Genomic DNA, 26877 nt, shown 5'->3' on the forward strand with positions numbered 1-26877 from the left:
CTTCTCTAAAACTACGTCTAAAACATTCCATATAAGGGTATATATGTTATAAATCGCAAAAAATACGGTTCAACTCGCATTAATCGTCATCAAACAATAATTTTTACGATATTAAAAGAGCATAGTACTTTGTCTAGCGGAAAATCACAACACAAATCGCAATTTATTATGTTAAATTATGCTAAATTTGTGTTAACAATTGTCCTAACAATCCGCACTAACGCCGATTAAAACAGGCTCTGGAACAAGTTTTACACCAAACGAATCGTAAACACCATCTATGATTTTGCGCGCCAAATCAACAATATCCGAGCACTTTGCACAACTGCGATTAGTCAACGCCAAAGTGTGTAAAGAAGATAATCCAGCTTTACTTTTTATGCCATCGCTTTGCGTAAGTCTAAATCCCCTGTGGAATCCAGCATGGTCAATAAGCCAAGCTGCAGAAGTCTTAACTCCTTTAGACCCATCTGGCAAAGTGGCGTCAAATCGCGGAGCATCTTCTGGGAGCAAATCTGCTTGAGATTTAGTCAAAATCGGATTCATAAAGAAGCTTCCGCAACTATGGCGGTCCGCATACTTGGAATCGCCCTCTTGCAAATCACCACAAACATAGTCTTCATTTTGAAGCCTAATAGAAGACTCAACACCGTTTTCGCTTTTTGCGTAGCACATCCACTTATTTGCGTAGCGCATAGCATCTTCGAGCATGCCCTTAGATGCTCTAACGCGCAAAACTTCGCGACGAATCTTAGACGTTTCCATCCTATCTCCAACTTGTACGCCAAGCGCGTGAGCAAGCTGCGAATGAGCCACAACACCTGTTTTTGAATGCTTTAAGCAAAAAGTAACAGATAAAACAACGTATCTAGGCGTTGGGAAGAAGCAATCAGCAGCAACACCAGGAGCCTTATACATGCTTTTTTTGAGAACAGAAGTGCGATAGCCAAATTTAAGATCCGCAAGATTCATATAAAAAGTGGTTTTGTCTTTACGATCCCAAACTTCTACAGAATCAACACTTTGTGATACTTCCGCACCGTATGCGCCAATGTTTTGTACCACAGACGCACCAACAGTTCCAGGAATCCCAGATAACGCTTCTACGCCTTGCAATCCAAGCTCAATAGTGTGAGACACAAAATCATCCCAATTGCAGCCAGCCTCTGCACTAACGTGAACCAAAAAATCTCCGCTAGTTTTATCAACGCCGTCTATGCCAGGAGCTGCCTCATCTAAAACGCAAATCTCACGACGAGCATCACGCACAACAACTCCGTTAAACGGTTCGTCGCTTACAAGCATGTTAGACCCGCCGCCAATAACACAAAGCGGCAATCCAGCGCAATCTGCGTCTTCTACAGCTTCAATAACAGCCACTCTGCTAGTAGGCTCTACAAAACGAGCAATAGAGCCTCCAACGCCGATTGTTGTAAGATTTGCAAAAGTTGGATTATCAGATTCCAATAAGGATGATTGCATACTCATACGACTAATCCTAACAGCAATAAATAACAAAAAACCCCGCAAAACGCGGGGTAATAAAGCTATAAAACTTCGCCGAAGTTCACGCTTTTAGCGAGTCTCGCGATGGAGAGTGTGCTTGCCGCAGCGTGGGCAGAACTTGCTCAACTCAAGGCGATCAGGCGTATTACGACGATTCTTCGTCGTGATGTAATTACGCTCCTTGCACTCCGTGCATGCAAGCGTAATGCCTGGACGGATGTCTGCGCTCTTACTTGCCATTTTGTTCACCTCTAGAATATTGTATGTTGACCAACTCCTGCTGGCCATTGTAGCGAGGAAGAGACTCGAACTCTTGACCTTACGATTATGAGTCGTACGCTCTAGCCAGCTGAGCTACCCCGCCAGAGAGCCTCGAGTGAGAATCGGACTCACGACCTCTTCCTTACCAAGGAAGTGCTCTACCACTGAGCTATCGAGGCGTGGCGGGTAGTGGATTTGAACCACTGAAGCACGAAGCAACTGATTTACAGTCAGTCCCATTTGGCCGCTCTGGTAACCCGCCAACGTAACCGCGCGGAGAAGAACATCTCCAAACGGCAACTTTGTTATTTTGCCACGAACGCGCGACTAATGCAAGTTCAAGACACGCCGAAAGCAAAAATCACATCTAAATGCATCTAAAAAATGCGATTATTTATATGCTATTTATATGCCTTTAAGCGATTATTAAGCAATTATTTAAGCGAAAAACCATCTTTCTTTAAAGACTCACACACTTTAAGTACGCGATTATTTGCCTCAGTCTCCGCAATCGTAATGCGAATACCTTCTCCAGCAAACGCGCGCACAGAAAGACCTGCATCAACAAAACGTTGATTAGCTCGCTCTGTATCTTCACCAAACGGCATCCAGAAGAAGTTTGCGTATGGCTCGGCAACATTCCACCCTTGCTCACGCAAACCGCTTACAACGCGCGCACGCTCCTTAACAAGCGCATCTACGCGATTTCGCATTTCTACAAGCGCTTCATTCTCCAAAGACGCAAGAGCTGCAACTTGTGCAATTTGGCTTACACCAAACGGAACAGCTACTTTTCGCATGCCTTCTACAACATCTGCTGCAGCAATAGCGTATCCAATACGCAAACCAGCCAATCCGTAGGCTTTAGAGAATGTTTGAGCAACAACAACGTTTGGATATTCGCGGTAAAGTTGCATGCCATCTGCCGTTCCCTTTGCGTTGTTAAATTGCACGTAAGCTTCGTCAATAAGCACTAAAACGTTGCTTGGAACAGCATCCAGCACTCGTCTAGCTTCCTCGTCTGAAAGCGATGCAGACGTTGGATTGTTTGGATTGTTCAAAATAACAAGACGAGTGCGCTCATTAATCGCATCAATCATTGCGTCCACATCGTGCGACCCATCTGCACGATTAGGGATTTTAACGCTTGTAGCGCCAGCACCCGTAACAATAATCGGGTACGCTTCAAAGCTTCTCCACGGGTATATGACTTCGTCTCCAGGGCCTGCAACAAGATTTACAAGTTGCGTAATAACCTCTGTAGAGCCGCATCCAAGAACAACCTCTTCTGGAGTAACGTTAAACTTTTTAGCTAACTCTTCTACGACTTCTGTTCCGCGCATGTTTGGATAACGATTAATAACACCAAGCGCACGGCTAGAAATGGCGCTTTTCACACTTTCTAACGGCTCAAATGGGTTTTCGTTGCTAGAAATCTTATATGCGCGAATGCCGTCTAATGCGGGCGCTGGTTTACCCTGCTTGTAATTTGGCAAAGTATCTAAAATACTGCGATGTTTGTAATCCATGATTTTATAATAGTCGCGTCTTAAACAAATTAAGAAAAATTAGACAAAATAAGTAAATTAAACAAAACTATACAAATTAAACCAAGCTATACAAATTAAACAAAAACGCTGAAAACAGCGATAAGTCGCCATTTTCAGCGCTAAATAGCTTTATATAAATAGCTTTAATACTACTTGACTAATACAAGTGATTAACCAAAATCAGCCAAGGATTGCAAGAACGTCACGAGACGAAACGATTAAGTAATCTTCGCCTTCGTAATGAACTTCTGTGCCACCATACTTGGAGTAAAGAATCTTGTCTCCAGGCTTAACATCCATAGGAATGCGCTCGCCCTTATCGTCTCTGCGGCCTGGGCCAACAGCCAAAACCTCTCCCTGCTGTGGCTTTTCCTTAGCATTATCTGGAATGTACAAGCCAGAAGCAGTTTGAGTTTCTGCTTGAGCTTGCTTAACAATAATCTTATCTTCCAAAGGTGTGAGCTTAATCGACACTTCGGTACCTCTTTCTAGAGAAATGTAACCTTTGCGCGAATAATGTTGACGAGGCTGACGATCACGTCAAAACTATCGAGCACTGAACCTTATAATAGCGCGTTTTTAGCACTCTACCAACTAGAGTGCTAAAATTTTAGAAAATTTTTACAAACTTTAAGCAGCGCGGCGAGCCAAAACATCCCTTAAATCGGCTTTACCAAGCGAATCTTCCGTGCTAACTGGAGGTTCTACAGTAACTTCGGTTGAATCGCTCGCGGAGTTTGGATTGCTTGAATCGAAAGCCGCCGCCAATTCGTTTGAATCGCCTGCTGCAATCGCTTTAGTAACTTGCTTTGTAGACTTTATTTCTAAGCTTTGCGGATCATTGGCGTTTATTTTGCAATCGCTGGAATCATCGCCAAACGAGAAAGATATAAGATCTTGATTTGAGTTGGAGATATCGGCTTGCGAGCGCACATCATTAGCAGCTGAAAAATCGCCAGCAACCGCGCTTTTTGCCGCCTCTTGCCTATTTGCTCCTGCTAAAGCCATGCTTATATCTCGCTGTTGCATAACTGAAGTCTCTGTGTTGTCTGGATTGATGGAATTGTCTGAATTCTCAACATGCTCAACAACTGAGTTTACGGCAGCGTCAAAAATTGGCTCCACAACAGAATCATTAAAAGCTGCAGAACGCTTGTTATACAAAGCAACTTTTGCTTCCCACTTACGCGCTTGCTTAGCAGCCATAGAACCAAAGTAGAGAACAGTGCAAACAGCAGCAAGAGGAATAATTGCAAACCATGCGCTATAGAGTCCAGAAAGACCCGCAACAAACACAACAAGAGTTAAAAATGCTAGAGAAAGCACCAACGCACGGCGACGGCGGATTGCTGCACGGCGAAGCGCGCGAATACGAGCAACATGTTCAGGCGTAAAAACACCATTAAACTGCTTAGCGCACTTATGTTTATTAGCATTCACGCTATTGCGACTGGACTTGCCATTATTAGGCTTTGTATTCGCTTGCATCTTCGACGGCTGCATGCCAACCCCTTTCGCCATCGTGCCGCTACACGCGTGGAAAAGCGAATCACTGCTATAATCCACAATGTGCAACGAAGGTGAATACCTATCTTCGCTGTGTTCCAGCATTGACTTCATGCTGTTTTCAGTGCGTTTAGGCAACCAACCAAACATTAAGGCTACGATGATGATCAATACTGTTAACGCGCTCACCGATTCATAACCCATACGTACAAATATAAAGTGCATTAAGGATGTAAAGGCTAAAAATAAGTCGGCGTGTCGGATTTTTTGCGATTGTTTCGCAAAATTTTACAAACGAAAAAGCGTTTACGATTAGCGATTAACAGCTTTAACGAGGCGATATTATGAGCTAGGATATGTGATGGAATTATAGATTGGAGGAACCGTTGCCTACTTATCATTACCGTTGCAAGCAATGCGGATATGATTTTTCACAACATCAATCGTTTGAAGATGAGCCAATTACCGTGTGCCCAAAGTGCGGAAAGCAAGAAGTTCGTAAGGTTTTTAGCGCACCACCAATCAGCTTTAAAGGTAGCGGATTTTATCGCACCGATAAGTAACGTGCAAATAACCCATTAAAATTTGTGCATATGTGCATAAGTGAAAAAATATGACGCTACTTATGTGTGCATGTGAATAAATTGAAACTTTATAACGCCACTTATGTGCTTATGTGCGTAAGTGGCGTTTATTTTGCTACGCATGTGTGCGTATGTTAGTAATCACTTATGTTGATATGTGGATTAACACCAATCAAAAATGGCCATTTATGTGAATATGTGTATAAGTGACTATTAAGATTCATCAAAAATGTTTATATGTGCGTAAAATCCTTGTAAAATCCCCATCTAAGCTAGCCTTTAACCACATTGCACAAAAAAGCTTGCAAAAGCGCTACGCGTGATAAATGATGCTTATATGAGTACATCATTTTTACTAAAAACAGTTGGCTACAAAGCAGAAAACAAAATGCCAGTAGAGCTTATAAAGCGCAGAAAAAGGGCGCAAACCTTAAACATGCTTTCAATATTTTTTATAAGTGTTGCAACATTGTTTTCAATACACCTTATTTCAACGTTTCAAGCTACTCAAAGCGTGCCAGTAGCCATTAGAAACATAGCAAAAGGCAGCGTGATTAAACAAAGTGACCTGCATTACGTTAACGTGCCTAAAAGCAGCGTTTTTAACAATGTTCTTAACCAAACTTCTATAAACAATTCCTCTAAAAACGCTATTATTGCTGCGTGCAACATTAAATACGGAACGCCGATTTTTAGCAATCAAGTTACAAAGCAAACAAAAATTCCGCCTGGCTTTACAACGATTTCGGTTAATCTTGCAAGCAGTAGCGCCAGCCTTGCGCCAGGAGACGTTATTTCTATAGCGTTTAGCAAAGTTCCAAACAGCTTAAATACAGCCAACCATTCAACAAATCCAACACAAATAGAAACATCTAGCGACGCCAGTTTTTCCGATAACATTACTTTGCAAGACAAAAACGTTTCGCTTGTTCACAACGTAATCGTTGTTAACGTAAACAATTCTGCACAAAGCGCACTGCTAGCAATGCCAGCAGAAAACGCGTTGCAAATCATAAACACGCAAGCGATTATTCCAAACCTTGCGGTAATAGCTGTACAAAACTAGCAAGCAATAAATAAACGCATGCCAGCAACTATGCAAAGTTTATCTACCGCGTTCGCTAAAAACCGCCCAATGCGGAGGAAGCTCGCCAAGAATACGATTATCGTCGTCTTTTGCGCGCTGCTCAATCGTTTGAGCATCACCTGGCTCTTGTTTTACGCCATCCGCGTCGAAAAGCTCCGAACCTTTACGAACCACGCGCGAATGACCCCTAGAACACCTGCGATTAGCGTTGTATTCACTCATTGCTGCTCGCCGCTTTTATAAAGCTCGCCAATTCTAGAAACAATCCGCTCAACTTCTTTTTCGGGATTAACGAATGCTCCAACGCTCCAAACGTTCATAACCGACCAGCCAAGATACTCCAAATCTTGAGCTAGTACGCGATTGCGCTCACGAGTGGACTCAATGCTCATAAAACGCGCATCGTCTGTTAGAACAGCCAAAGCAAACGGCTTATTTGGCAAGCCAACAACAAGAGGAATGCTATGATCTTCACTAAAACCGTAGTTCACTGCAACATTAAGGCCGCGAGAGCGAATTCGTTCTGCCAGATCAGCAAACAAAACGTTGCTAAAGCCGTTTGCGGAAAAATCGCCAGCAGCTTGCGATTTAGTAGGCTCGACCTCGCTACCCTCGTCTCCAGCATCTCCAGCATCGCTAGAATCGCCAGCAGCCGCTGCATCTACTGCATCTACTGGATTATCGCCCAAAGCCTCTGCCCAAATAAGCAAATCCTTAAGAAGCTTAGGTCCGTCTTGATGCAAACGATCATCTTCCATATCGCTAGACTTAAATGCGCAAACAATGTCCAGATTTCTGCGAGCCAAAGCCAAGGAGTCAAGAAGCATGGACTTTCCGCCTTCTTCTTCCAAAACGCCAAATTGTTGCAAAAGTCTGCCATGAGAAGTTTTTGCATAGCAAAGCGAAAGAATAACATCCGTTGCAGCTGCTCCAACAGCCTCATTTACGCTTACAAGTCGAACATGCCTAAGGAATCTACCCATATTTTCGTCTTTAACAGCCAACGCCTTAAGCTCCGCACCAAGCCTGTTTCTAAACACGCTTGTAAGAGTCACAACTGCAAGCACGTAGCTAGAAGGAACAATGCTAAAAGTCTTAGCGCGCTGCTTAATCAAAGACACAACTTCATCAATCTCGCGCTGGCTGCTTTCAATAAGACCCGTTGCCATAACTGGAACGCCAGCGGCTTCTACTTGATGAAGCTTAACCTTGCCTTGCATTTTTTCTACAGGAACATCGTGTCTAAGCAATCCGTAGCCATGATTTTCAAGGAAATCAGCAAGATACGTGGATCGCCTGGTTGCTCGCGACTTAACGCAAATAGTAGGCAAAACACTAATAAGGTCACTTACGCTTTGCGAGCTAACAGTTTGCTTGTGCGCAATAACAACGGCTTGGCGTGCGCGCGCAAGAATGCTAAGCAGCTCAATGTTGTTAATATGCTCTGCAGAATCAATGATTACAACGTCTACAATCGGCTTAAACTCAGTCATCATAGTTAAAGTAGACGGCATTGCAACCAGAATCGGCTTAGCAGCAAGCAGCAAATCTGGGTAAGAGTTCATCAACTTAGCAAAAGTTACACCCGAACCATTGCTTGCAAGAGCAGTGTGAAGCTGATTTGCCTCTTGAGAACGCGCAAAAAGCAAGTCGCAAAGCTTTTTAAGTGCTTCTTGCTGAACCATTGGTCCTACAGAACGCACATGCTCTGTGTCTACTTGAACAAAACGATCAGAAGCGTCTTGCAACGCGGAACCGTCTTGATTAGATATAATCTCGGAAGAATTAACAATATCTTCAAAAACGGTAGTCCACCAAGCTAGATGAAGCTCGCCATCTAAAGCCTGGCCCGTAACTTTACGCCTACGCAAATCACAAACAAGATCTTCTAAACCAACGCCGCGCAATTCGCGCTCAATAACACACCTACCTGGTAGCGTATCTAAGGATTCGCGACTATCGTGCAAGGCTTGCAAGCGCTCGTCAAGCTTAGTAAACTCAATGTTTTCAAGGTCTGCACCAAGGCGCGTTGTAGAAAGCACAGCGTTAAGCGCTACAAGATTACGGTCTAAAAGCTCCTGCGTACTAACGATTTCGTCTAGCTTAGGAGGCAATACTGGCCAACCGCCATGAGGCACAAAAGTACGCCATTGCGCAGCTTGCGCGGCAACAATCTTTAATGCTTCGTGAAGATCGTCTACCTTTGCGCCAACACGCAAAAGGCTGCGCGCTTCTTTAATATGATGCCTGCGCTCCCAAAAGCCCATTGGCGTGCCTTCGCGCTTGCGAACAGCTTTAGGCTTGCTCGCTTCAATCATTGCGTTAAGATCGCGCTCAAAAATATCTGGCTGGAAAACGTCTAAAACGCGGCGAAGATTCTTTAGAACCGTAACCTGCCTACCCCATTCTCGCGCCGTAGAAGGAATAGGGAAACCGCAATTTTGCACAGTTGACTTAACGTGCTCGCGCGCGGCTGGCAAAAGCTTTGTAAGAACATCTACAACGCGCTGATACACCGTTACAGCCTCGTTCTCGCTAAACAGCGAAGCACCAAACCACGGCGTATCTTCGGCATTAGTAGTAAATTCGCCAAGAGAATCTGCCTCATGCAGCTTTTGCGCCCACTCGTCTAAATGACCAGAAAGCGAGCGCGCAGCATCTACACTAAGACGAACATGCGTGCAAGGATGCGTAGGTAGCATGGCGATTCCTGCAAGATTTTGCATAGTCTGATAAGCAGAGACACCCCATCGCTCGTTTACTCCGTGCAAATCTCCCAAGTAGCGGTTTAATCGCGTTTTAACGCCAACAAGCTCGTCGCAAACTTGCTCAAAGCGGCTAGAAGCAACGCTTTGGCGAGACCCAACTGCCGCTATAAGCTGCGCATCAACGTGCTTTGCAAGATGCGAATCCGAAACGTCTAGCGAAAGAGAAGAAATCTCGTTTGCGCTAAGAGCGTGGCGGAATCGGCGCTGCTGCTCCATAACGTTTGGAACGTACAAAACGGACTTTCCTGCAAGAACGCAGCGCGAAGAGATCGCAGCTGCGATTAAAGCGGAATCACATCCAGCATCTGCGTCTATTGCCAAAGAAGCGCCATTTGCCGCCATTCCTGCAGCGTATCGCACATCGTTACTAACGTCACCAACTTCGTATTCGTAGTGTGGGTCTGCATCTAGTGGAGAATAGTCGGAAGTAGCTTTTGCGCCCAGCGATTCAACGGCAATATCATCTCCCGCAATCGCGTCAATCATTGTATTTCCAACGTTCCCCAGCTTAAGCGCGCGCAAAATCTGGCCGCTTTCTGCTAAGAATCTAGATCCCGAGTCCGTAAAACAACCGAGCACAATATCTCGCTCAATGTCGAAATCTGGGAAGACTCTTTGCGCAGCAGCACAAATCGCGTCAAAAACTGCAGATGTTTCTGGCGTGCCGCTCTGGTAGTTTGAGCCATCAAAAAGCGCGTCTTCGCTAAGGTGCACGCCTCTTTCTTGCAGCCTAAGAACAAGAGCGTGGTTTAGGCGAACGTTTCCCGAAAAGTAAATCGTTGCAGCCGTCTCGTCTTTTCCAGCTTCTCGCAAAACGCGTACTGGGTATGTTAAAACTGGCACATGATTTCCGCTCCAAGACGCAACTCCAACAACAAGCGAAAGCTCCGAAACGCCATTTTCGTGCGCCTTGTTGTCTCTGTCTTCAAAAACTCTGTCTAGCCTTCTACCTGCCGCGCGCAGCATTCCCGAATCGCGGAAAAGCGCTTGAAGAGTGGCCTTTCCACTGGCAAAAAGCTGGGCGATTCCCGAAGGATGCGCGTGAGTCAACTCTAGTTGCGCACAAAGTTTTGTTATGTCTTCTAGCGGAGATGGAGCAAGCTGCGACTTGTATTTTTCATGCCATTTGTTCATGCGCTCGAGTTTCTCGGCGCGCAAAGATTGCGCAGATTGGCTAGACTCAGCCTGGTCTGCCTGGTCTGGCTTATCTGGCTTATCTGAAAGATTTTGCTGATTTTGCTGGCTTAACTGACTTGCCTGGCCTTGCTGGCTGTGCATAAAGTCATTTTGATTATCGCTCATACTACTCAACTCCCTTGTTTACAAGCCGATTGCATTGCGATACGCGCTGTATCCGCTATTTTGCGCCAACGCTTGATCCACGTCTGCGTTCCCCTGCGCCGAAAGCCACGCATACAAATCGTCGTACAAATTTGTGTTCATTGCCAAGAATGGCAGTAACTCTTGGTACTTTGCCATCTCAAATTGCTCGGCAAAATCGTCTGTTTTTTGCGCTTCTTCCGATGTAAATCCTCCAGCAGAAACCACTTCTTTGCGAGCGCTAAATTCGCCATTTGAAACTTTTTCAAACACGGATCCTGGCTCAAAAGCTGGTGTAAATTGCGCGGAATCGCTTGCTATGGCAGCGCTTGCATCACTTACATCGTTTGCATCATTAACGCTATTAACAGCATCTGCAGAATCATTGTATTGCACTTCTTCTTGGGCATAATTTTGAGCAACACCTTGAGCAACACTTTGATCTTGAGCAACATCTTGCATATCTGATTGAACGCTTGCTTGCAAATCCTCTTTATAATCTTCTTTAGAATCCGCTTGAGATTCTACATTCTGACTATTTGTTGCATAGTTGCTATTCGACAAATCACTATTCGACAAATCACTATTCGACAAATCACTATTAGACGAATCGCTAGCAGCATCATTATTAGCAGCATCGTCAAATAAATTGCGCGGTTCCACAGGCGATTCAAACTCATCTCGAACAACAGGCAAAACAACCTGACCTGCAATAACAGGCTTAATTTGCTCTGCAACGCTTTCTGCAACACTTGCAACATCTAGAACGCTTGCAACATCCGCAACACTTGAAGGCTCAACACTTGAAGGCTCAGCAGAAGTTACAGCAGAATTATTATCCGCATTATCATCCGCATCCGCACCAGCATCCGCCGCCGAAGCACTACCAAGATCATCCGCAGCAGCAGCATCATTAAGCCGCTTTTGACTATCCCAAACCAAATCAGGCCGCGAAACCGACTGCGCATGAAACACGCCCGTTGGCTCACCAGCGCGAATGTCAAGAATATCATCTACCGACAAATCCGCCGCATCTGGCTCCTTAATATCATTATCTGGCGCGTAAGAGAACAAATCGCGCACTGGCTGCGCACCCGCATCACTTCCCTGCGGCGCCTTTTCTTCAATGCGCACAAAATCAACTGGAACGTCGCCAAATTGCATGCGAACAATGCTGTCTGGCATGTGAAAATCAACGCCTGGGTCTAGTCGCAGCAAATCGCCGCTTTCGCTAACCAAGTAAGTTCCGTTTGTAGAGTTTAAATCGCGAATCGTAGCCGCGCCGCTTGCATCAACAATAAAAAGCGCGTGCCTTTTAGACATAGAGCGCTTATTGTCTACAACGTCTACGCGCATAAAACCATCTTCACGCAAAGGGCGTATAGGCTTCCTGCCAATTTCTACAGACCGACCCGCACCAACGCGTGCCTGCTCCACTCCACCTACCGTAATCATCCAGCGCTGCAAGGTTTGTTGAACACTCACGGAACCTGCTCCCTTCAAAAAACACACTACACACTATTGTGTCATGCTTTGTGTATATTGCGCTAAATGCTAATCAAATGCTTAGCGTGCAAATCAAACCTGCCGCGCTTTCTTTTAACATCCGCAACAACCATAGTCGCAAGAATCACCGCGCACCCAACAAGCGCAATAACAAACAGCGTCATCCAAAGAGGCCACTGCAGCTTGTCATCTGGAGCCTTAACAAGATCTGGCAACACGCGATACCCCGTTACCAGCAGCCTTTGCGTATTAACACCATACGGCGTGCAAGTGAGCAAAGTCACCAAATCGCGACCCTTCTCGCGCTGCAACAAACTGATGTCGTTAGGTTCTACAACGCTAATGCGAAACACCTTGTATCGCAGCGTCTCGCCTTGAATATCCAAATAGAAAAAATCGCCTTTTTTAAGGTAGATTAAGTCGTCAAACATAGTCGCATGCGGCAAACCCGTGTGCGCAGTAATAACAGAATGCCTATTTTTGCCGCCCACTGGTAAATCCGTGCCGTACAAATGACCAGCGCCATACGCTAAAACATCCTGCGAACTGCCGTGATAAATAGGAAGTTTTACACCAATCTTTGGGATTTTTACGATTCCCATAATGCCCATTGGTTCATCCAGCACGCTACTGTACTTTTTATACTCGGGTGTTTTCTTAAAATCTTCCGTTCCGTTATACGGATCCGCCGTAAAAATCGCGCTGCGATGCGCGTTATACTTGCGAGCCTTTTCTAAGCTAATCGCACGCGCGTCTTTAGGCTGCTCGCGACTAAGCTTGTCGTAAATTGCAGAGAGCTGCTTCGAAGCGTGATTGTTCCAAAGAGTAGATGCCACTGGGTACGTAAAACATAGGATTGCGGCGACTGCCAAGACAACTGGCTCTAGCGCTCGATGCAAAGGGCTTTTCTTTTTCTTAGCCTTCATTCCTCCTCCAATGCGAATCGACTTGCATGAGCGCTTAAAGCGTAGCGCGCGAATGCACTTCGATTCGCTGAGCCGCTTAGAGCAGAAGCATTGCTTCTGCGCGGCGAAGACGTTCGCGCGCTCAGACCGCGCGAACGGCACGACCTGCCTTGTAGTGCGTTTGTACCAAAAAACACCGAAATCAAATACAAACGCACTACAAAAAATGAACAGAATATTGAACAAAAAGCAGCAAAAGCGCAAATATGCGCGAGTCTAGGGCTTACATACAAACCCTAGACTCACACACTTTACTTTTAGACTACTAGATTACTGAAGCAGCTACTTTGCAAAAGCGCATCAGGCTTTTGCCTGCTCCTCTTCCTTGCGATTGCGCATGTAGAGGAACACGCTTGCTGCAATCAAGCCCATGCCAGCAAGCGCGAAAATAATCACGCCAGTAGCACCAGTTGCAGGAAGGTTGAACCATGTACCAAATGTGTTCTTCTTTGTGTTAGAGAAGTCAACAATCTTGAGCTTGCCTTCTTCTACATTCACAGCCTTAACTTCTGGCAAGCGCATGTAGTCATTTGGAGCTTTAACCTCAACAAGGTAAATGTTTGTGCCAGCTTGAACCTTAACAGCCGCCTTCAATTTACCAGTAGTTTCTTGAGTTGTAGCCTCTTCGCCCTTAAACGTAGAAGAACCAGCTTTGCATTCGGCGATATTATCTGCAGTCTTACTTGCGTCGACAAGTTTCTCAGCGCAAGCGTTCGCTTTCTCTTCAGTGTTGAAAAGTCTGAACTCAGCACCAGGAAGGCCAGTCCTATCTTTCTTGCCTTCGTCTGCAGCATCGTACTTGAACACGTCGAACCAGCCATACTTGACTTTAGAAGTACCGCCGTCATCATATCCAGACACGATTGGGTCTGGATTTGGCGTGCCCTTAGGACTTGCTTGGAAGTAACCAGACTTATTTACGACTTCGTTCTTGCCATTTGTCTCTGTTGAAGTTGTGTCGGTAGGAGCATTACCGTTCTGGTAAGTATCACTAAGATCGAGCTTAATAGCAACGTTTACCTTAGGGTCTTGGCCGTTGGTAACGTCATTCAGCTTTTCAGCAATTTTCTTCAAACCAGCGTCGGTGAACTTAACTAAGATGCGATTTCGACCAGATTCAAGATTCTTGCCGTCGGCTTCAGAGCTAGCTTTCACGATAGAAACGTTGTAGTCAGTATTCTTAGTTAGTTCAGTAGCACTATCACCATCGCCAATCTTCACAGACTCAACAGCGCTGCTGGCATCCGTTGGTGACGCAAATGCAGCAGTAGGAAAATCATCAAACACAGCAAATCCATTAAGATCATCTGCGCTCAAAGTGCCAGACTTGGTACGGTTTACAGAAGCGCTAATCGTGTAGTAAAGCGTCTTATCTTTTGCAAGAACAGAGTTGTGATCTTTGCCGTCGTCTAGTTTCTTGGTAAATGTCTTAGAAATATCCTTGTTCTTTGGGTTGATTGTTGGATTCCAGTTGTAAGGGTTAGTCTTATTAGCAGGCTCAATCAAAGGCATTGTTATGTAGAACTCGGTCATATCCGCAGCACCATACCCCGCAGGAGGAGTTTCAACAACCTTGTACAAGCCCTCTGGAAGATTCTCGAACGTTGTAGTGTTGTTACTCACTGTAGAAGTAGGATTTGAATTATCAAACGTAAGATTTGCGCTAGCCTCATCACCACGATTCAGCGCACCGACTATGCCAGCAATCTTGGACCAGGTTTCGAATTTAGTGTAATCAAGATCAACGCCATCAATCTTGGTAACCTTTTTAAGCGTAAATGTTGCGTCATTAAGAGCTTCGCCCTTGTGGTGACCCTCGCTATCTACAGCATCTGCGTACTTAAACTTGTTAATCGTTAATGTACCTGTTTTATCTTGTTTCTTACCCCACGGAGAGTTATCGGCAGGGGCTTGAACAGGTCCAGGCTTAGGCACACCCCACGCAACGCTTGCCATTGTTACGGCGCCAGCAACGCACAGCGTGCCAGCCATCGCGAGCGACGCAACAGCCGCAACGCACTTTCTTGTTAGTTTATTCATATTATCTCCTTTACTCGATGCTTCTAAGAGCAGTTGAGTTAAGTTGTTTTGTTTTTGTGTTTGTTACTGTGTGTTTGTTTTAGTACCGATTTAGCACTTGTTTACGTACTTACTCGATACTTGTTTGTGTTTGTGTGTTTGTTTTGTTTTTTGACTACCTGAAATATCTTCTGGAATATCTTGGTTTAGTTAATCTAATTATGTTTTTATTTTTGCTACGCGCACTGCACTAATACGCGAGCACAACTTGATTACGTAGGCAGCTTTCACATTAGCATCGCCGCCTTTCGTAAAGCAGCTTTCTGCATGCTTCACTTTGACTTGCCACAAATCCCGCGGCAAGCACACTCACCATGACTGCAGCTATAGCACCCAGCTGCAAGTTCCAATTCTGCCCACCCGTGTGCGGCAGAATAAACTTTTCTGGCACGTGAATTTTAAAAGCTAACTGCGCAAAGTCTTTGTTGGCTGTTAGATTCGCACCCTTAAAAGAGGTAGATATTTTCTCTGGCGTTACGTCTGTTTTAGTTGCTTCGTCATTGAACTTATTAAGCGCATCTGGTTTTTTAAGCGCATACACAACGCATTTATAATCGCCAGCTTCCGTTGACTTAAACGTAGCGCTAGCGTAAGTCCTAGCCGCAAACTTGGTAGTAGCTCCATCAGGAGTGCAAGACTGCTCGCCTTCGTTTGAAGTACACTTAGTTTGACTATCACTATCTGGGAAATTAAAGCCAAGGCTGCTTGGATCTACCCATTTTGTATACTCAAAATCTGCAGCGCCTGTTTTGGATGCGTTACTTGCGCCGCCTGCAGCGCCTGCGTTAGTTTTTTGCGGCTTCTCACCCTTCGAGCACAACATTTTAAGCTTAATTTGTTTTGTGGAATCCGCCTTAGACGTAGCTTCAATAAACGGCTTAAGCTCTATTCCCTTCATAACAGAAACAGTGTCGCCATCCGCCAACGCCGAAGAAGCACCACCAGAGCCATAATCATTGCTCTTAAACGGATACACGTTCAGCTTAAGATCTCCATCTTTAACCTCAAGCTGCTTCTTTTTCTTCGACTTAAAAACAATCTTAATGGTCTTATAATCCCAGTCGATGGTTTTTGTAATATCGTTGCTATTAGTCCACAAACTACTATCAACCATATTGCTTTCTGGATTAGCAAACAATTGCGCAATAGATTTTTTATCTTTAATTTTACTGCTGAATTCGTCTGACACCGAAGAATCTTTTACTTCCTTAGGTACGTATTGATTCCTGATGTGAATTAACTTAGTATCCTTAACAGCAAACACTTTGCACTCAAAAGTTCCATCACTTTGTGCCTGCGGCTTGCCAGTAATCCAGCTTTGGGAACGCTCAGTAATACTGTCATCCCCTTTTTCATACACAGCGTAAGCATCTGCACCAGTTGAAGGCTTATTATTTTCCACATGCTTGAACTGAGTCTGTATGCCTGAGTTGCTATTTTTAGCGCTTAAGCTCAAGCCGTTAACTTTATCTACCGTGTAATTTTCATTAGAATCACCACTACCATCACTACCATCTTTATGGCAAATCATATGGTGATAAATAAAACCAGGCTCTTTTTTGGATTGAGAATCAATAAAGATAGGTGTAATTTCGCTATATTTGCCATCTTCGCCTGATTCAAAAGTTATTCCAGTTTTATCGTTTATTTCTGAACGCGTTGAATCAGAATCCTCATGATTGTAAACATTAAGTGTTAAATCACCACTAACAGATCTGGCAATTTTTACATTTACATAAATTTTTTTACCTTTTATATCAGCAGGGTAGTATATGCCAATTTTGAATTTATGACTACCGCGATCCCATTTGCCTGGTTGCAATGTAACAGAACCGTTAAAGCCTTTTTGATTTTCAGTATTCTGAACTGGGATAGTTTTACCATTTTCTGTTTTTTCAAAATTCACCCAACTTGGTACAGGATCTTCACCATCTTGTTCTAACTTAAACCACACGCCTTCTGGCACAGTGGTTTTTTGTTTTTTACCAAACCTGAATTTGAATTCTGGAGTAATAGTTATAGACCTACCACGTTCTACTCCAATAGGATTACTACTTTTAACAATAGACCGACTATTATAGTAGTCAATCTTATAACATGAAGATAAGGTATTTTTCCCTTTATCCATGCACTCTTTTGGAAACTGAGGCTCTTCCTTCGCACTTCTGTTCATTCTGTGAGCAGTTTCCTTAGAGGCGAATTCCTTCTTTGCACCTTCAGCTTTTTGCTTTGCATCAGTCTCATCTGCAAACTTTTCAGCCTTAGCCTTATCAACACCATTGTTACTATCAGGCTGCTGCTTTTCAACAGACTTTAGCTCACCATCATTCTTCTTTAAACTACTAGAAGAGCCAGTATTATTGCCTTGATTAATCTCAGTACTATTAGATTCACTTTGATTAGGCTGCTGCTTATTCTCTCCCTCACTCTTAGCAGAACCAGACTGCGCATCAACAACCTTCTCAGCGCTAACTTTCTCACCAGCACCTTCGCCAGCGCTTAAAGCATAAGTCGGAGCAATCATAAAAGTAGCAAGAATAGTAGCAACAACAAAAAGCGCAACAATCGCACGGCGAGCGCACGCAGTTTTAGCGCAAATTGAGCGCAATAATCGAAGGAAATGGCCACCGCAATGTAAATTACGCATCGGCACACCTCCCTCTCCGCGTATTTACTAAGCTTGCAAAGCAAAATGCAAAACTTACAGATTAAATAATCATCTGCTAACTACGGCCAGTAAATGGGCACTTATCATAAGCCATTAATAATATACCCCCCCCCCTATGAAAATATCAAGTGCGATTCACTCGCAACACACCGTAAACTCAATACAGAACCCGTCAGCTTTCCCGCATTTTGTACGTGAATTAGGTCAAATATGGTACAAAATGCGGAGTTATTTTCCCGACTTTGTACGCGATTTAAGCCAAATTTGGTACAAACACCGTCAACTTTTCCAGAGTTTGCGCGAAGGCAGGACGGAGCGAAGCATAGCGGGTATAATTAGAGTGCAAACAAAACACAGACCAAACAAAACACAAGCATTAGGTGAAACATGAAACGAATTAACACGAGCACAAACGCGGCAAGCAAAATCGCCGCAAACTCGCTAATCGTTTTTACATGTATCTTCCTTGCAACCTGCACAAGTCTGGGCGTAATCTACCGCGCGCAAGGATCTTTAACAGATTTTAATTGGCTAAATGCGCTGATTTTTGTAATCACATTTTGCGCATATTACGCAATTTTGAGGGTTCTTATTTATTTTGGCAAAAACGAAGTTATGCCAAAAATCGCAAGATTTATACGCGCAAAAGCATCGCAAGAAAAATCATCACAAGCAGAATTATCGCCAGAAAAATCACAGCCAAAACAATCGAAATCAAAAATCGCAACAACCCTACGCACCGCATTTTTTAACGCAAAACGCGCTGCAAAGTGGTGTTTTTACCGCTCAACCTGCCGAAAACGAAACATTTTCCTAACGCTGATTATCGGCTGGCTGTGGGCGCCCGTAACACTACTCGCTGCCTACGGAGCCGACATTTGCTCGCAAATCCGCGAATACAGCTGGGCGTGGAATCAAGTTACTGGCTTAAAACAGCCATACATTGGATTCTTTAGCTTTGTTCCAGCAGACATTTACCCAACAGCACACTATCTTTGGCCTGCAAAACCTACGTATTTAAGCGACCAGCACAACATTGTTTTAACGCTTATCTACGGAGCTACAGCCGCAGTCTCGCGCTATTTTACCGAATCGAACGATGCAGGAATCGTGCTTCTTGCCGTTATGCAATTTGTGCTCGCGGCATTTTGTTGCGCTGCAACCGCAAACCGATTCTTAAACACGCCGTGGGCTAAGGGTAAAACAAGCGAATCGCAAGCTGTATGCACATCAACACCAATCGCATCAACACCAATCGCCTTGCGCGCAGCAGTAATAATCACATTTTTATTCAGCCCACTTGTAGTGTTTTCAACGATTTCGCTTACAAAATCGCCACTGTTCGCGTTTGCATTTGTGTGGTGGTTTGGAATAATGTACGAGCTTAATCGCCTGGAATTCAAGCAAAAACCAGCCGCACACACAATCGTCGAATTAATAATCAGCGTGTGCATTATGCTAATTGCCGCAAAATACGCGTGGTACATTCTTGCGATTCAATTTGTGTTGCTGATTATATCTAACAGAAAACGTTGGAAAATATGGGTTTTATGCATTCTGCTCCCAACAATTCTTATACACGGCGCAATTATGCTTGCCATTTCTAGCGGCGCGATTATAAATGGCGACCCAATCGAAAGCCGCGGAGTGCAACTTCAGCAAATCGCAAGAATCGCAAAGCTAGATCCAAAAAGCATACCGCATGCAGCAAAGCGCGCAATATCGCCAATTTTTAATCTTAGTCAAACTGCAGAAGCGTACACTCCTCAAGACGCGGATCCTGTAAAATCTTCTGGCTTGCAGTCTAAAAAAGTGAGCTACCGTTGGCGTTATATTACAAAAGACGACATGAAAAAGTTTAACCACGCATGGTTGCTTATGATTACACACAGCCCGATTGTTGCAACGGATGCGCTGCTAGCAAAGTCGTACGGCTACTTCGACATTCTAGACGTGCCTTATGTTGGACCAGAATACTACGTAAACACCGAGAATATAAAGAATTCCGAGTGGATTCGCTACTGGCTGCCAGAGTGGCGTGGCACTGTATCGAGCAGCGCCGAATCGTGGAGTAATACGCCGATTCTTGGGTGGATTATTCACGGAAACTTGTATGTTGTTGCAACGCTGCTGATTGGCGTTGCCGAAATAGCATTGCGCAGGTGGAAAACGCTGGTTTTGCACGCGCCTCTTGCGCTTTTGATGGGCGTAATGGTGCTAGCTCCTGCAAACAATTTTGAGCGACACATGCTGCCGATTGCGTTTGTGTTCTTCTTTACGGTTCTAATGTTTATAAGGGATAGCGCTTGCAGCTCATGCCGTAATACGTGCGATAACACATGCCGTCAAAGTGATAAAATAAATTGCGATTTGGTGAATGATAGTACGCGCGAGGATTCGCACAACAATACACACTACAAGACACACGAGGATTCGCACAAGAATTGAGGGAGTGAATGGACGAAAACGCTGACTTTCTTACAATTCTTACAAGCGTAAAGCCAGATGACGAACGCAGTGAAGCATGCGAATCTGCCGAAGAATCTAGCGCACAAGGCTTTACACCAAGTTCCACACCAAACTTTACGCCAATGCCATGCGCTCCAAAAAGCGAAGATGCACTCGGAATTTTTGACATTCGAGACGGCAAAATTTTTGACGCGGCAACGCGCTTGCGATTGCACGCGCTAATCGGAACGTGCCTTATGAACGGCATTGCAGATAGTCGCGTAAGCGCGCTAATGCACCTCTTGCAATGGCAAGAAAATACGCGATTCGTGGCGATTGCAGGCACGTATAAAACGGAATTGAACTCAAACGACGACAACCCAAATCCAACACCGCAAAACGCAGGCGCGCATGCGGCGCAGAACAACACAGACTCTTTAAGACGCGCAATATGGACGCAACTTGGCGCATGCGGCGCATACGATGCAATAGTTGACAGAGTGCAGCTAGACGCCATTAGCGCGCGTGCAAAAACGTGGAAAATCGGCGGAAAATCGCAAGAAAGCGTCTCGCGCAAAGATGCAGCGCCTTCGCACATAATCATTCTTGCGCTAAGAGAAAACCCAAATCCAACAGCATTAAACAAGATGTGCGAAGTGTTTGCAAAGTCGGGAAAACCCGTTTGCATAAGCGAAGTTGTAGTCGGCGCGCAAAAAATATGCAAAGAAATCACAGCAACCCTAGCAGCGCTTGCCGTTGCGCCATCTGTAACGCATTTACCGCAAATAATCCGCTGCGACGACGTTCTTCCAGAGCGCGCACTTATAGGCGACGAAACTGCCGTAGAAACCTTGTACACCAAGGTGTATCAAAGCTTGGCGCCGTACAACCCAGATGACCCGACTTTGCAAACAGTAGACGCTTTCTTGCGATTTGGCGGCGCGCTGGATCAAACTTCGCACAATCTTAACGTGCATCCAAACACAATACGATACCGCTTGCGCAAAGTTGCGCAAACAACAGGATGGGACGCCACCGATCCACGAGAAGCATACGTTTTGCAAACTGCGATTACGATTGGGCGCATTCGCGATTCTGCGCTCTAAAGCAAAAGCGCCGAAAACAATGTGCTCTAAAAAAGAACACACTATTTTCAGCGCTAAAAAATTACTCAGCTATGCTTGGCTAAAATCACGCAGCAATGCTTGCAATATCCACTGGAACGCCAGGAGCCATTGTAGAGGTAATCGTTACCTTAGTGATGTAACGACCCTTGATGGTTGTAGGCTTCAAGCGGCGAATCTCATCGGCAACAGCCTTGAAGTTCTCTTCAAGAGCCTTATCGTCGAAGGAAAGCTTGCCAAACAGGAAGGAAAGATTGCCCTGACGATCAACGCGGAACTCAATCTTACCGCCCTTAATATCGGCAACAGCCTTTGCAACATCCATTGTAACGGTGCCAGTCTTAGGATTTGGCATCAAGCTACGAGGACCAAGCACACGACCAAGGCGACCAACCTTGCCCATCATGTCTGGGGTTGCAACAACGGCATCGAAGTCAAGGAAGCCACCGGCAACCTTCTCGATAAGCTCGTCATCGCCAACAATGTCTGCGCCAGCTTCTTGAGCCTCAGTAGCCTTTGGGCCACGAGCAAACACCAAAACCTTAGCGGTTTTACCAGTGCCATTAGGCAAGTTTACAACGCCACGAACCAACTGATCTGCCTTGCGAGGATCCACATTAAGGCGCATAACAGCCTCAGCAGACTCGTCAAAAGCGTACTTTGGCATGCTCTTAAGCAAAGCAATAGCCTCAGCTGGGGTATAAAGGTTGTTGCGGTCAATCTTCTCAGCCGCTTCACGATACTTCTTAGAACGCTTCACCATTTTTTCCACTCACTTTCAGTCGGTAACGGTAATACCCATCGAGCGAGCAGTGCCCGCGATAATCTTCATACCAGCTTCAACATCTCGTGCAGAAAGATCTGGCATCTTGATTTCGGCGATTTCGCGCACCTGAGCCTTGGTTACAGAACCAACCTTGTGGGTCAATGGGTTCTCGGTGCCCTTAGGAATGCCAGCAGCCTTAAGCAACAAAGCAGCAGCTGGTGGAGTCTTAAGAATAAATGTAAAGGAACGATCTTCGTAAACAGTAATTTCTACTGGAACGATCTGACCCATCTTGTCCTTCGTCTGGTCGTTATAGGCCTTGCAGAAGTCCATGATGTTTACGCCGTGGGAGCCTAATGCAGGACCCAGTGGTGGGGCTGGATTTGCTTTACCAGCCTGAATCTCGAGCTTAATAAGCGCAGAGACTTTCTTTTTTGGAGCCATAATATGGTTCTTCTTTCTTTTGAAGCGGTTAAATCGGCGCCCTAAAACGTTGATATTAAGCCGTTTTAAGGATCCTCCCGCAACTTATATTGCTGTGCTGTGCTAGCGGATTACTCCTCCAGTCACAAGCTTTCCTATTATGCCACTTTGCCGCGACGATTTTGGCAACAAAAGCAAAAGCGGCAAGGAATTCGTGATAATCACAAAAACCTTGCCGCATTCAAAACGCATCCGCGACTAATGCGCTAGCAAATCGCTAACCAGCAAATCACGCTAGCAACCAGCCGCATGCGTTAATAAAGTTAACAAAAGAGCCTAGAACTACTTAAGTTCAACAGTTGCGCCGGCTTCTTCAAGAGCAGCCTTAGCCTTGTCGGCATCTTCCTTCTTAGCCTTCTCGAGGACTGGCTTTGGAGCATTGTCAACAATGTCCTTAGCTTCCTTCAAGCCGAGGCCAGTCAAAGCCTTAACAGCCTTGATGACGGCAACCTTCTGAGCGCCTGCAGAAGCGAGGACAACGTCAAACTCGTCCTTCTCTTCCTCAGCAGCGCCAGCGGCAGCGGCTGGAGCAGCAGCAACAGCAGCTACAGGAGCAGCAGCCTCAACATCGAACTTCTCTTCAAAGGCCTTGACGAACTCAGAAAGCTCGACGAGGGTCATTTCACCGAAAGCTTCAAGAAGCTCTTCGCTAGTGAGCTTAGCCATAATGGCTTCCTTTCTTACTTGGCCAGACACACCTTGTGCCTTAGAGCCATAACATTTTTATTATTTTTTGGTCTCATGCAGCAAGCTGCAAGGGAATCAAGCGGCCTTTTCCTGCTTCTCGCGCAAAGCGTCGATAGTACGCACTGCCTTGGTTGGCAAAGCGTTGAACAGGTAGGCGGCCTTGGACATGGTGCCCTTGAGCGCGCCAGCCATCTCGGAAAGCAATTCTGGGCGAGACTTGAGGTCTGCCAGCTGCTTGGCGCCTTCGGCATCGTAAACGGTTCCATCTGCGAAACCGCCCTTAATGACGAGGGTCTTATTCTCTTTGGCAAAATCACGCAAGGTCTTAGCAGCCTCAATGAAATCGCCCTTTACAAAGGTGATTGCAGTTGGGCCAGCAAGAAGCTCATCAAGACCTTCAATGCCCGCTTCCTTAGCGGCAATGCGAGCAAGCGTATTCTTAGCCACAGAGTAGGAAGTATCGCGGCCTAGCTTTTCGCGCAGAGAAGAAATCTGCGGAACTGTAAGCCCGCGGTACTCGGTAAGGTAGACAGCGTCGGCGTTACGGAACAAATCCGTAAGCTCTGCAACTACCGCTTCCTTTTCGGGCCTCTTCATGGCGTTCCTTCCTAAATTGGCCGCTGGAATGGAAATAACATATCAAAAAAGCCCTGCGCACGGCAGAGCATCCAAAAAAACACATAGTGTTAAAAAGTTTGTGAAAAATCGCAAATCAACTGCAACAATCACTGCTCAACCTGTGCTGGCATGACACATCATTTTCAGGAATCTTGCGACTCCACCAACGGTCTGTGGTTTACGTTGGGCAAGTTTAATACCCACGCGCGACAATGTCAATATTTTTTCGCAAACTTTATAATTTATTTTTATTTAGGATTATTTATCTAGGATTATTTAAGAGCGCACTCAACACGCGCGGTTGCTGGCGACTTATCCCAAACTAACGCGGAAAAATCGCAAGGGAAAAATCGCAAGCAGCCGTACGCATCAAATACGCTCTTAAAATAATTAATTAAATTAATATCTAACTAATATCTAACTTAACTAATATCTAACTATTCGATTTACAAAACTGCGTTAGCAACAAAGTCAAGAATGAACAAAAGCGAAACAATCCAAAGCATTGGATGAACGTCTTTAGCACGCTTCTTGCAAGTCATAACTAAGCAGTACATGATGAATCCAGCGGCAATGCCGTAAGAAATCGAGTAAGAGAACGCCATAAACACGGCAGCGAAGAACGCAGGAATTGCTTCGGAAATATCATCCCAAGCAATCTCCTTTAGCGAGCTTGCCATCATGCAGCCTACAACTACAAGCACGCCAGCCGTAGCAGCAGCAGGAACAGCGCTAGCAAATGGCGCAAGAACAATCGAAAGCGCAAAGCACACGGAAACAACTACAGAAGTCAAACCAGTGCGACCACCAGCACCAATACCAGCAGCAGACTCAACGTAAGTAGTTGTGTTAGAAGTACCGCAAATTGCGCCAACCGAAGTTGCAATCGAATCAGCAAACAGCGCGCGATCCATCTTGGAGCTAAAGCCAGAGCCGTTTTCCAAAGCCTTCTCATCTGCCTCCGAGAAAATGCCAGTTCTGCGGCCTGTACCAATAAACGTGCCAAGAGTGTCGAAAGTATCCGACATAGAGAAGGCAAAAATAGTTACCAAAACAAGCGGAATGCGTGCTGGATTAGAGAAGAGAGCAGGGAAACCTTGCGGGCCAAAAATAGCACCAAAGGTGGTTGGAAGCTGAGCAAAAGCATCCGTAACAGAAACGGCATTATTTAACGAAGTTAAGCCAAGCGGAATACCAATCAAAGAGGTTGCAATAATCGTAATAAGCAAGCTTGCGCGAACCTTAAGAACGGTAAGAACAATAGCCAAAACAAGTCCAATAAGGAATAGCCACAAAATAGGATTGTTAATAACAGCAAGGCCTGGAATAGCAGCGGTTGGCTTACTCTTAGCAGCGGCGGCAGGATCTTTAGAAGTAAAAGTGATTAAGCCAACGCTCATAATGCCAACGTATGCAACGAATAAACCAATGCCACCACCAATCGCTTGTTGCAGCGAAGTTGGGATGGCACGAATAATCATCTTACGAATCTTGGTAACGGTAATAATAATGTTAATTAAACCGCACAAGAACACCATACACATGGCTTCTTGCCACGTAAAATGCAAGCCAAAGCACACTGTGTATGTGAAGAATGCGTTAAGACCCATGCCAGCAGCTTGAGCGTAAGGCACGTTAGCAAACAAGCCCATAACGAGCGTGCCAATAATTGCTGCGATGATTGTAGCGAGGAAAACGCCACCCTTAGGCATGCCAGTTTGGCTTAAAATCATTGGGTTTACAACAATAATGTACGACATTGCAAAGAATGTAGTGAGACCTGCAGTGATCTCCGTTGATACATTCGTGCCGTTTTCTTTGAGATGGAAGAACTTTTCCATAAACTCTCTGTTCCTTGGTTTTACAGCGCAAAAGACCATAAAAAGCGTGGCGAGAGCACTTGAGCAATCGCGGACGCAATTACATTTGGGCATTCACGCAGAGGTTACTGCGACTCGCTCGGCGCGCAAAGCACAAGCCGAATAAACACTCTAGAAAACTCGCGAGAATTAGAAACGACTTATAGAACTTTGAACAACCGAACAGGTTCGACCTTACGCGCACGTGCTGACCAAAGAAAAATCGCGCAAAAATTATGCAAAAATCGCCTAAAAATCGCGCAGAAAACACACAGAAATCGCTGCAAAAATCACCCAAAGCGGCCAGAAATGTAGCGCTCCGCCTCCGCATTGCGCGGATTGTTGAACATAGTGGTGGTATCTGCAAAATACTCAAGATGCCCTGGTTTTCCAACCGCCTTAAGGTTAAAGAACGCAGTGTAATCGGCAACGCGCGCCGCCTGTTGCATGTTGTGCGTTACAATCACAATCGTGTAATCGCGCTTAAGCTCGTTAATCAAATCTTCTACAGCAAGAGTAGAAATCGGGTCAAGAGCAGAGCAAGGCTCGTCCATAAGAAGCACTTGCGGATGCACAGCCACGGCTCGTGCAATACAAAGTCGTTGCTGCTGGCCGCCAGAAAGCCCGATTCCTGGCTTATCGAGTCTATCTTTAACCTCGTTCCACAAATTCGCGCCACGCAAAGCCCACTCAACTAGGTCGTCGGCATCTTGCTTTGAAATATGGCGATTGTTTAAGCGAACTCCTGCAAGAACGTTTTCTCGAATAGACATTGTTGGGAAAGGATTTGGGCGCTGGAACACCATTCCAACATCTCGGCGAACAGCCACAGGGTCCACATCTTTGCCATACAAATCGCGGCCTTCAAGCAACACTTGACCTTCCACGCGAGCGCCTGGAGTAATCTCGTGCATGCGGTCTAAAGTGCGCAAAACCGTTGATTTTCCACATCCCGAAGGCCCAATAAAAGCCGTAACCTTGTTTGGCTCAATGCTTATGTTAACGTCTTCTACTGCTAGAAAATCACCATAGTAAATGTTCAAATGCTTAACATCAATGCGCTGACCCATTTGCGCCTCACTTTCTAAAATC

21 protein-coding genes and 3 tRNA genes are annotated in these 26877 nt (G+C 45.2%); 4 read left to right on the forward strand and 20 right to left on the reverse strand.

The genetic code is table 11. The features are described 5' to 3' along the window. Positions 1-204 precede the first annotated feature (204 nt). The 8 genes from NYP67_RS00360 to NYP67_RS00395 all read right to left on the reverse strand — a co-directional run bounded on the left by NYP67_RS00360 (position 205) and on the right by NYP67_RS00395 (position 5027). Positions 205-1488, reverse strand: a complete 1284-nt coding sequence (locus NYP67_RS00360) for an FAD-binding protein (protein WP_415695002.1) — start codon at positions 1486-1488, stop codon at positions 205-207. 87 nt (positions 1489-1575) lie between these two features. After that, positions 1576-1746 (reverse strand): 50S ribosomal protein L33, encoded by a 171-nt coding sequence (gene rpmG / locus NYP67_RS00365; RefSeq protein WP_004114322.1) that lies wholly within the window; start codon positions 1744-1746, stop codon positions 1576-1578. A gap of 50 nt (positions 1747-1796) precedes the next feature. Then, a tRNA-Met gene (locus tag NYP67_RS00370) sits at positions 1797-1870 on the reverse strand. 4 nt (positions 1871-1874) lie between these two features. Further along, positions 1875-1946 (reverse strand) — tRNA-Thr (locus NYP67_RS00375). Between the two features lies 1 nt (position 1947). Then, positions 1948-2029: transfer RNA gene (locus NYP67_RS00380), tRNA-Tyr, on the reverse strand. 172 nt (positions 2030-2201) lie between these two features. Beyond that, complete coding sequence (gene hisC / locus NYP67_RS00385; RefSeq protein WP_020757821.1) at positions 2202-3296, reverse strand: histidinol-phosphate transaminase; 1095 nt, start codon at positions 3294-3296, stop codon at positions 2202-2204. 201 nt (positions 3297-3497) lie between these two features. Then, positions 3498-3791, reverse strand: a complete 294-nt coding sequence (gene groES, locus NYP67_RS00390) for a co-chaperone GroES (protein WP_004131681.1) — start codon at positions 3789-3791, stop codon at positions 3498-3500. A 156-nt stretch (positions 3792-3947) separates the two neighbouring features. Then, positions 3948-5027 (reverse strand): hypothetical protein, encoded by a 1080-nt coding sequence (locus NYP67_RS00395; protein ID WP_421781728.1) that lies wholly within the window; start codon positions 5025-5027, stop codon positions 3948-3950. Positions 5028-5209: 182 nt separating this feature from the next. Between NYP67_RS00395 and NYP67_RS00400 the strand changes: the two genes are divergently transcribed. Both NYP67_RS00400 and NYP67_RS00405 read left to right on the forward strand, forming a co-directional pair. Then, positions 5210-5386: an FmdB family zinc ribbon protein gene (locus NYP67_RS00400; RefSeq protein WP_004131679.1), complete on the forward strand. Its 177-nt coding sequence runs from the start codon at positions 5210-5212 to the stop codon at positions 5384-5386. A 358-nt stretch (positions 5387-5744) separates the two neighbouring features. After that, positions 5745-6473 (forward strand): hypothetical protein, encoded by a 729-nt coding sequence (locus tag NYP67_RS00405; RefSeq protein WP_004131678.1) that lies wholly within the window; start codon positions 5745-5747, stop codon positions 6471-6473. A gap of 39 nt (positions 6474-6512) precedes the next feature. On the opposite strand, the gene NYP67_RS00410 is transcribed toward NYP67_RS00405, so the two are convergent. The 6 genes from NYP67_RS00410 to NYP67_RS00435 form a co-directional block, all read right to left on the reverse strand. After that, positions 6513-6716: a hypothetical protein gene (locus tag NYP67_RS00410; protein WP_004131677.1), complete on the reverse strand. Its 204-nt coding sequence runs from the start codon at positions 6714-6716 to the stop codon at positions 6513-6515. Further along, a complete protein-coding gene (locus NYP67_RS00415) occupies positions 6713-10564 on the reverse strand; it encodes a helicase (protein WP_473411049.1) in 3852 nt (1283 codons plus the stop codon). Before NYP67_RS00415 ends, NYP67_RS00410 begins: the two co-directional genes overlap by 4 nt. 18 nt (positions 10565-10582) lie before the next feature. Then, entirely contained in the window at positions 10583-12067 is a 1485-nt protein-coding gene (locus tag NYP67_RS00420; protein WP_427898072.1) for an FHA domain-containing protein, read from the reverse strand. 62 nt (positions 12068-12129) lie between these two features. Next, a complete protein-coding gene (locus NYP67_RS00425; RefSeq protein ID WP_102704769.1) occupies positions 12130-13014 on the reverse strand; it encodes a class C sortase in 885 nt (294 codons plus the stop codon). A 339-nt stretch (positions 13015-13353) separates the two neighbouring features. Continuing rightward, on the reverse strand, positions 13354-15093 hold the full coding sequence (locus NYP67_RS00430) for a SpaH/EbpB family LPXTG-anchored major pilin (RefSeq protein WP_473411050.1): 1740 nt from the start codon (positions 15091-15093) through the stop codon (positions 13354-13356). A 271-nt stretch (positions 15094-15364) separates the two neighbouring features. Next, positions 15365-17779 (reverse strand): hypothetical protein, encoded by a 2415-nt coding sequence (locus NYP67_RS00435; RefSeq protein ID WP_415694997.1) that lies wholly within the window; start codon positions 17777-17779, stop codon positions 15365-15367. A gap of 408 nt (positions 17780-18187) precedes the next feature. Here NYP67_RS00435 and NYP67_RS00440 point away from each other — a divergent pair, with 408 nt between their 5' ends. Beyond that, positions 18188-20248 carry a DUF6020 family protein gene (locus NYP67_RS00440; RefSeq protein WP_473411051.1) on the forward strand — a complete coding sequence of 687 codons (2061 nt, stop codon included), beginning with the start codon at positions 18188-18190 and terminating at the stop codon, positions 20246-20248. An 8-nt stretch (positions 20249-20256) separates the two neighbouring features. Next, on the forward strand, positions 20257-21354 hold the full coding sequence (locus tag NYP67_RS00445) for a helix-turn-helix domain-containing protein (protein WP_248901387.1): 1098 nt from the start codon (positions 20257-20259) through the stop codon (positions 21352-21354). Between the two features lie 85 nt (positions 21355-21439). Here NYP67_RS00445 and rplA read toward each other — a convergent pair whose 3' ends face one another. From rplA to pstB, 6 genes are all read right to left on the reverse strand, one after another. Next, a complete protein-coding gene (gene rplA, locus NYP67_RS00450; protein ID WP_115794021.1) occupies positions 21440-22135 on the reverse strand; it encodes a 50S ribosomal protein L1 in 696 nt (231 codons plus the stop codon). Between the two features lie 15 nt (positions 22136-22150). Beyond that, complete coding sequence (rplK, locus tag NYP67_RS00455; protein WP_004112010.1) at positions 22151-22582, reverse strand: 50S ribosomal protein L11; 432 nt, start codon at positions 22580-22582, stop codon at positions 22151-22153. Positions 22583-22903: 321 nt separating this feature from the next. Then, positions 22904-23287, reverse strand: coding sequence for a 50S ribosomal protein L7/L12 (rplL, locus tag NYP67_RS00460; protein ID WP_004112006.1), 384 nt, complete (start codon positions 23285-23287; stop codon positions 22904-22906). A gap of 96 nt (positions 23288-23383) precedes the next feature. Then, positions 23384-23905, reverse strand: a complete 522-nt coding sequence (rplJ, locus tag NYP67_RS00465; RefSeq protein WP_004112001.1) for a 50S ribosomal protein L10 — start codon at positions 23903-23905, stop codon at positions 23384-23386. A 467-nt stretch (positions 23906-24372) separates the two neighbouring features. After that, positions 24373-25767, reverse strand: coding sequence for an NCS2 family permease (locus tag NYP67_RS00470; RefSeq protein ID WP_415694995.1), 1395 nt, complete (start codon positions 25765-25767; stop codon positions 24373-24375). 308 nt (positions 25768-26075) lie between these two features. Then, entirely contained in the window at positions 26076-26855 is a 780-nt protein-coding gene (pstB, locus tag NYP67_RS00475) for a phosphate ABC transporter ATP-binding protein PstB (protein ID WP_004131665.1), read from the reverse strand. Positions 26856-26877: the final 22 nt, after the last annotated feature.

This window comes from Gardnerella sp. c23Ub_4 (assembly GCF_055804115.1).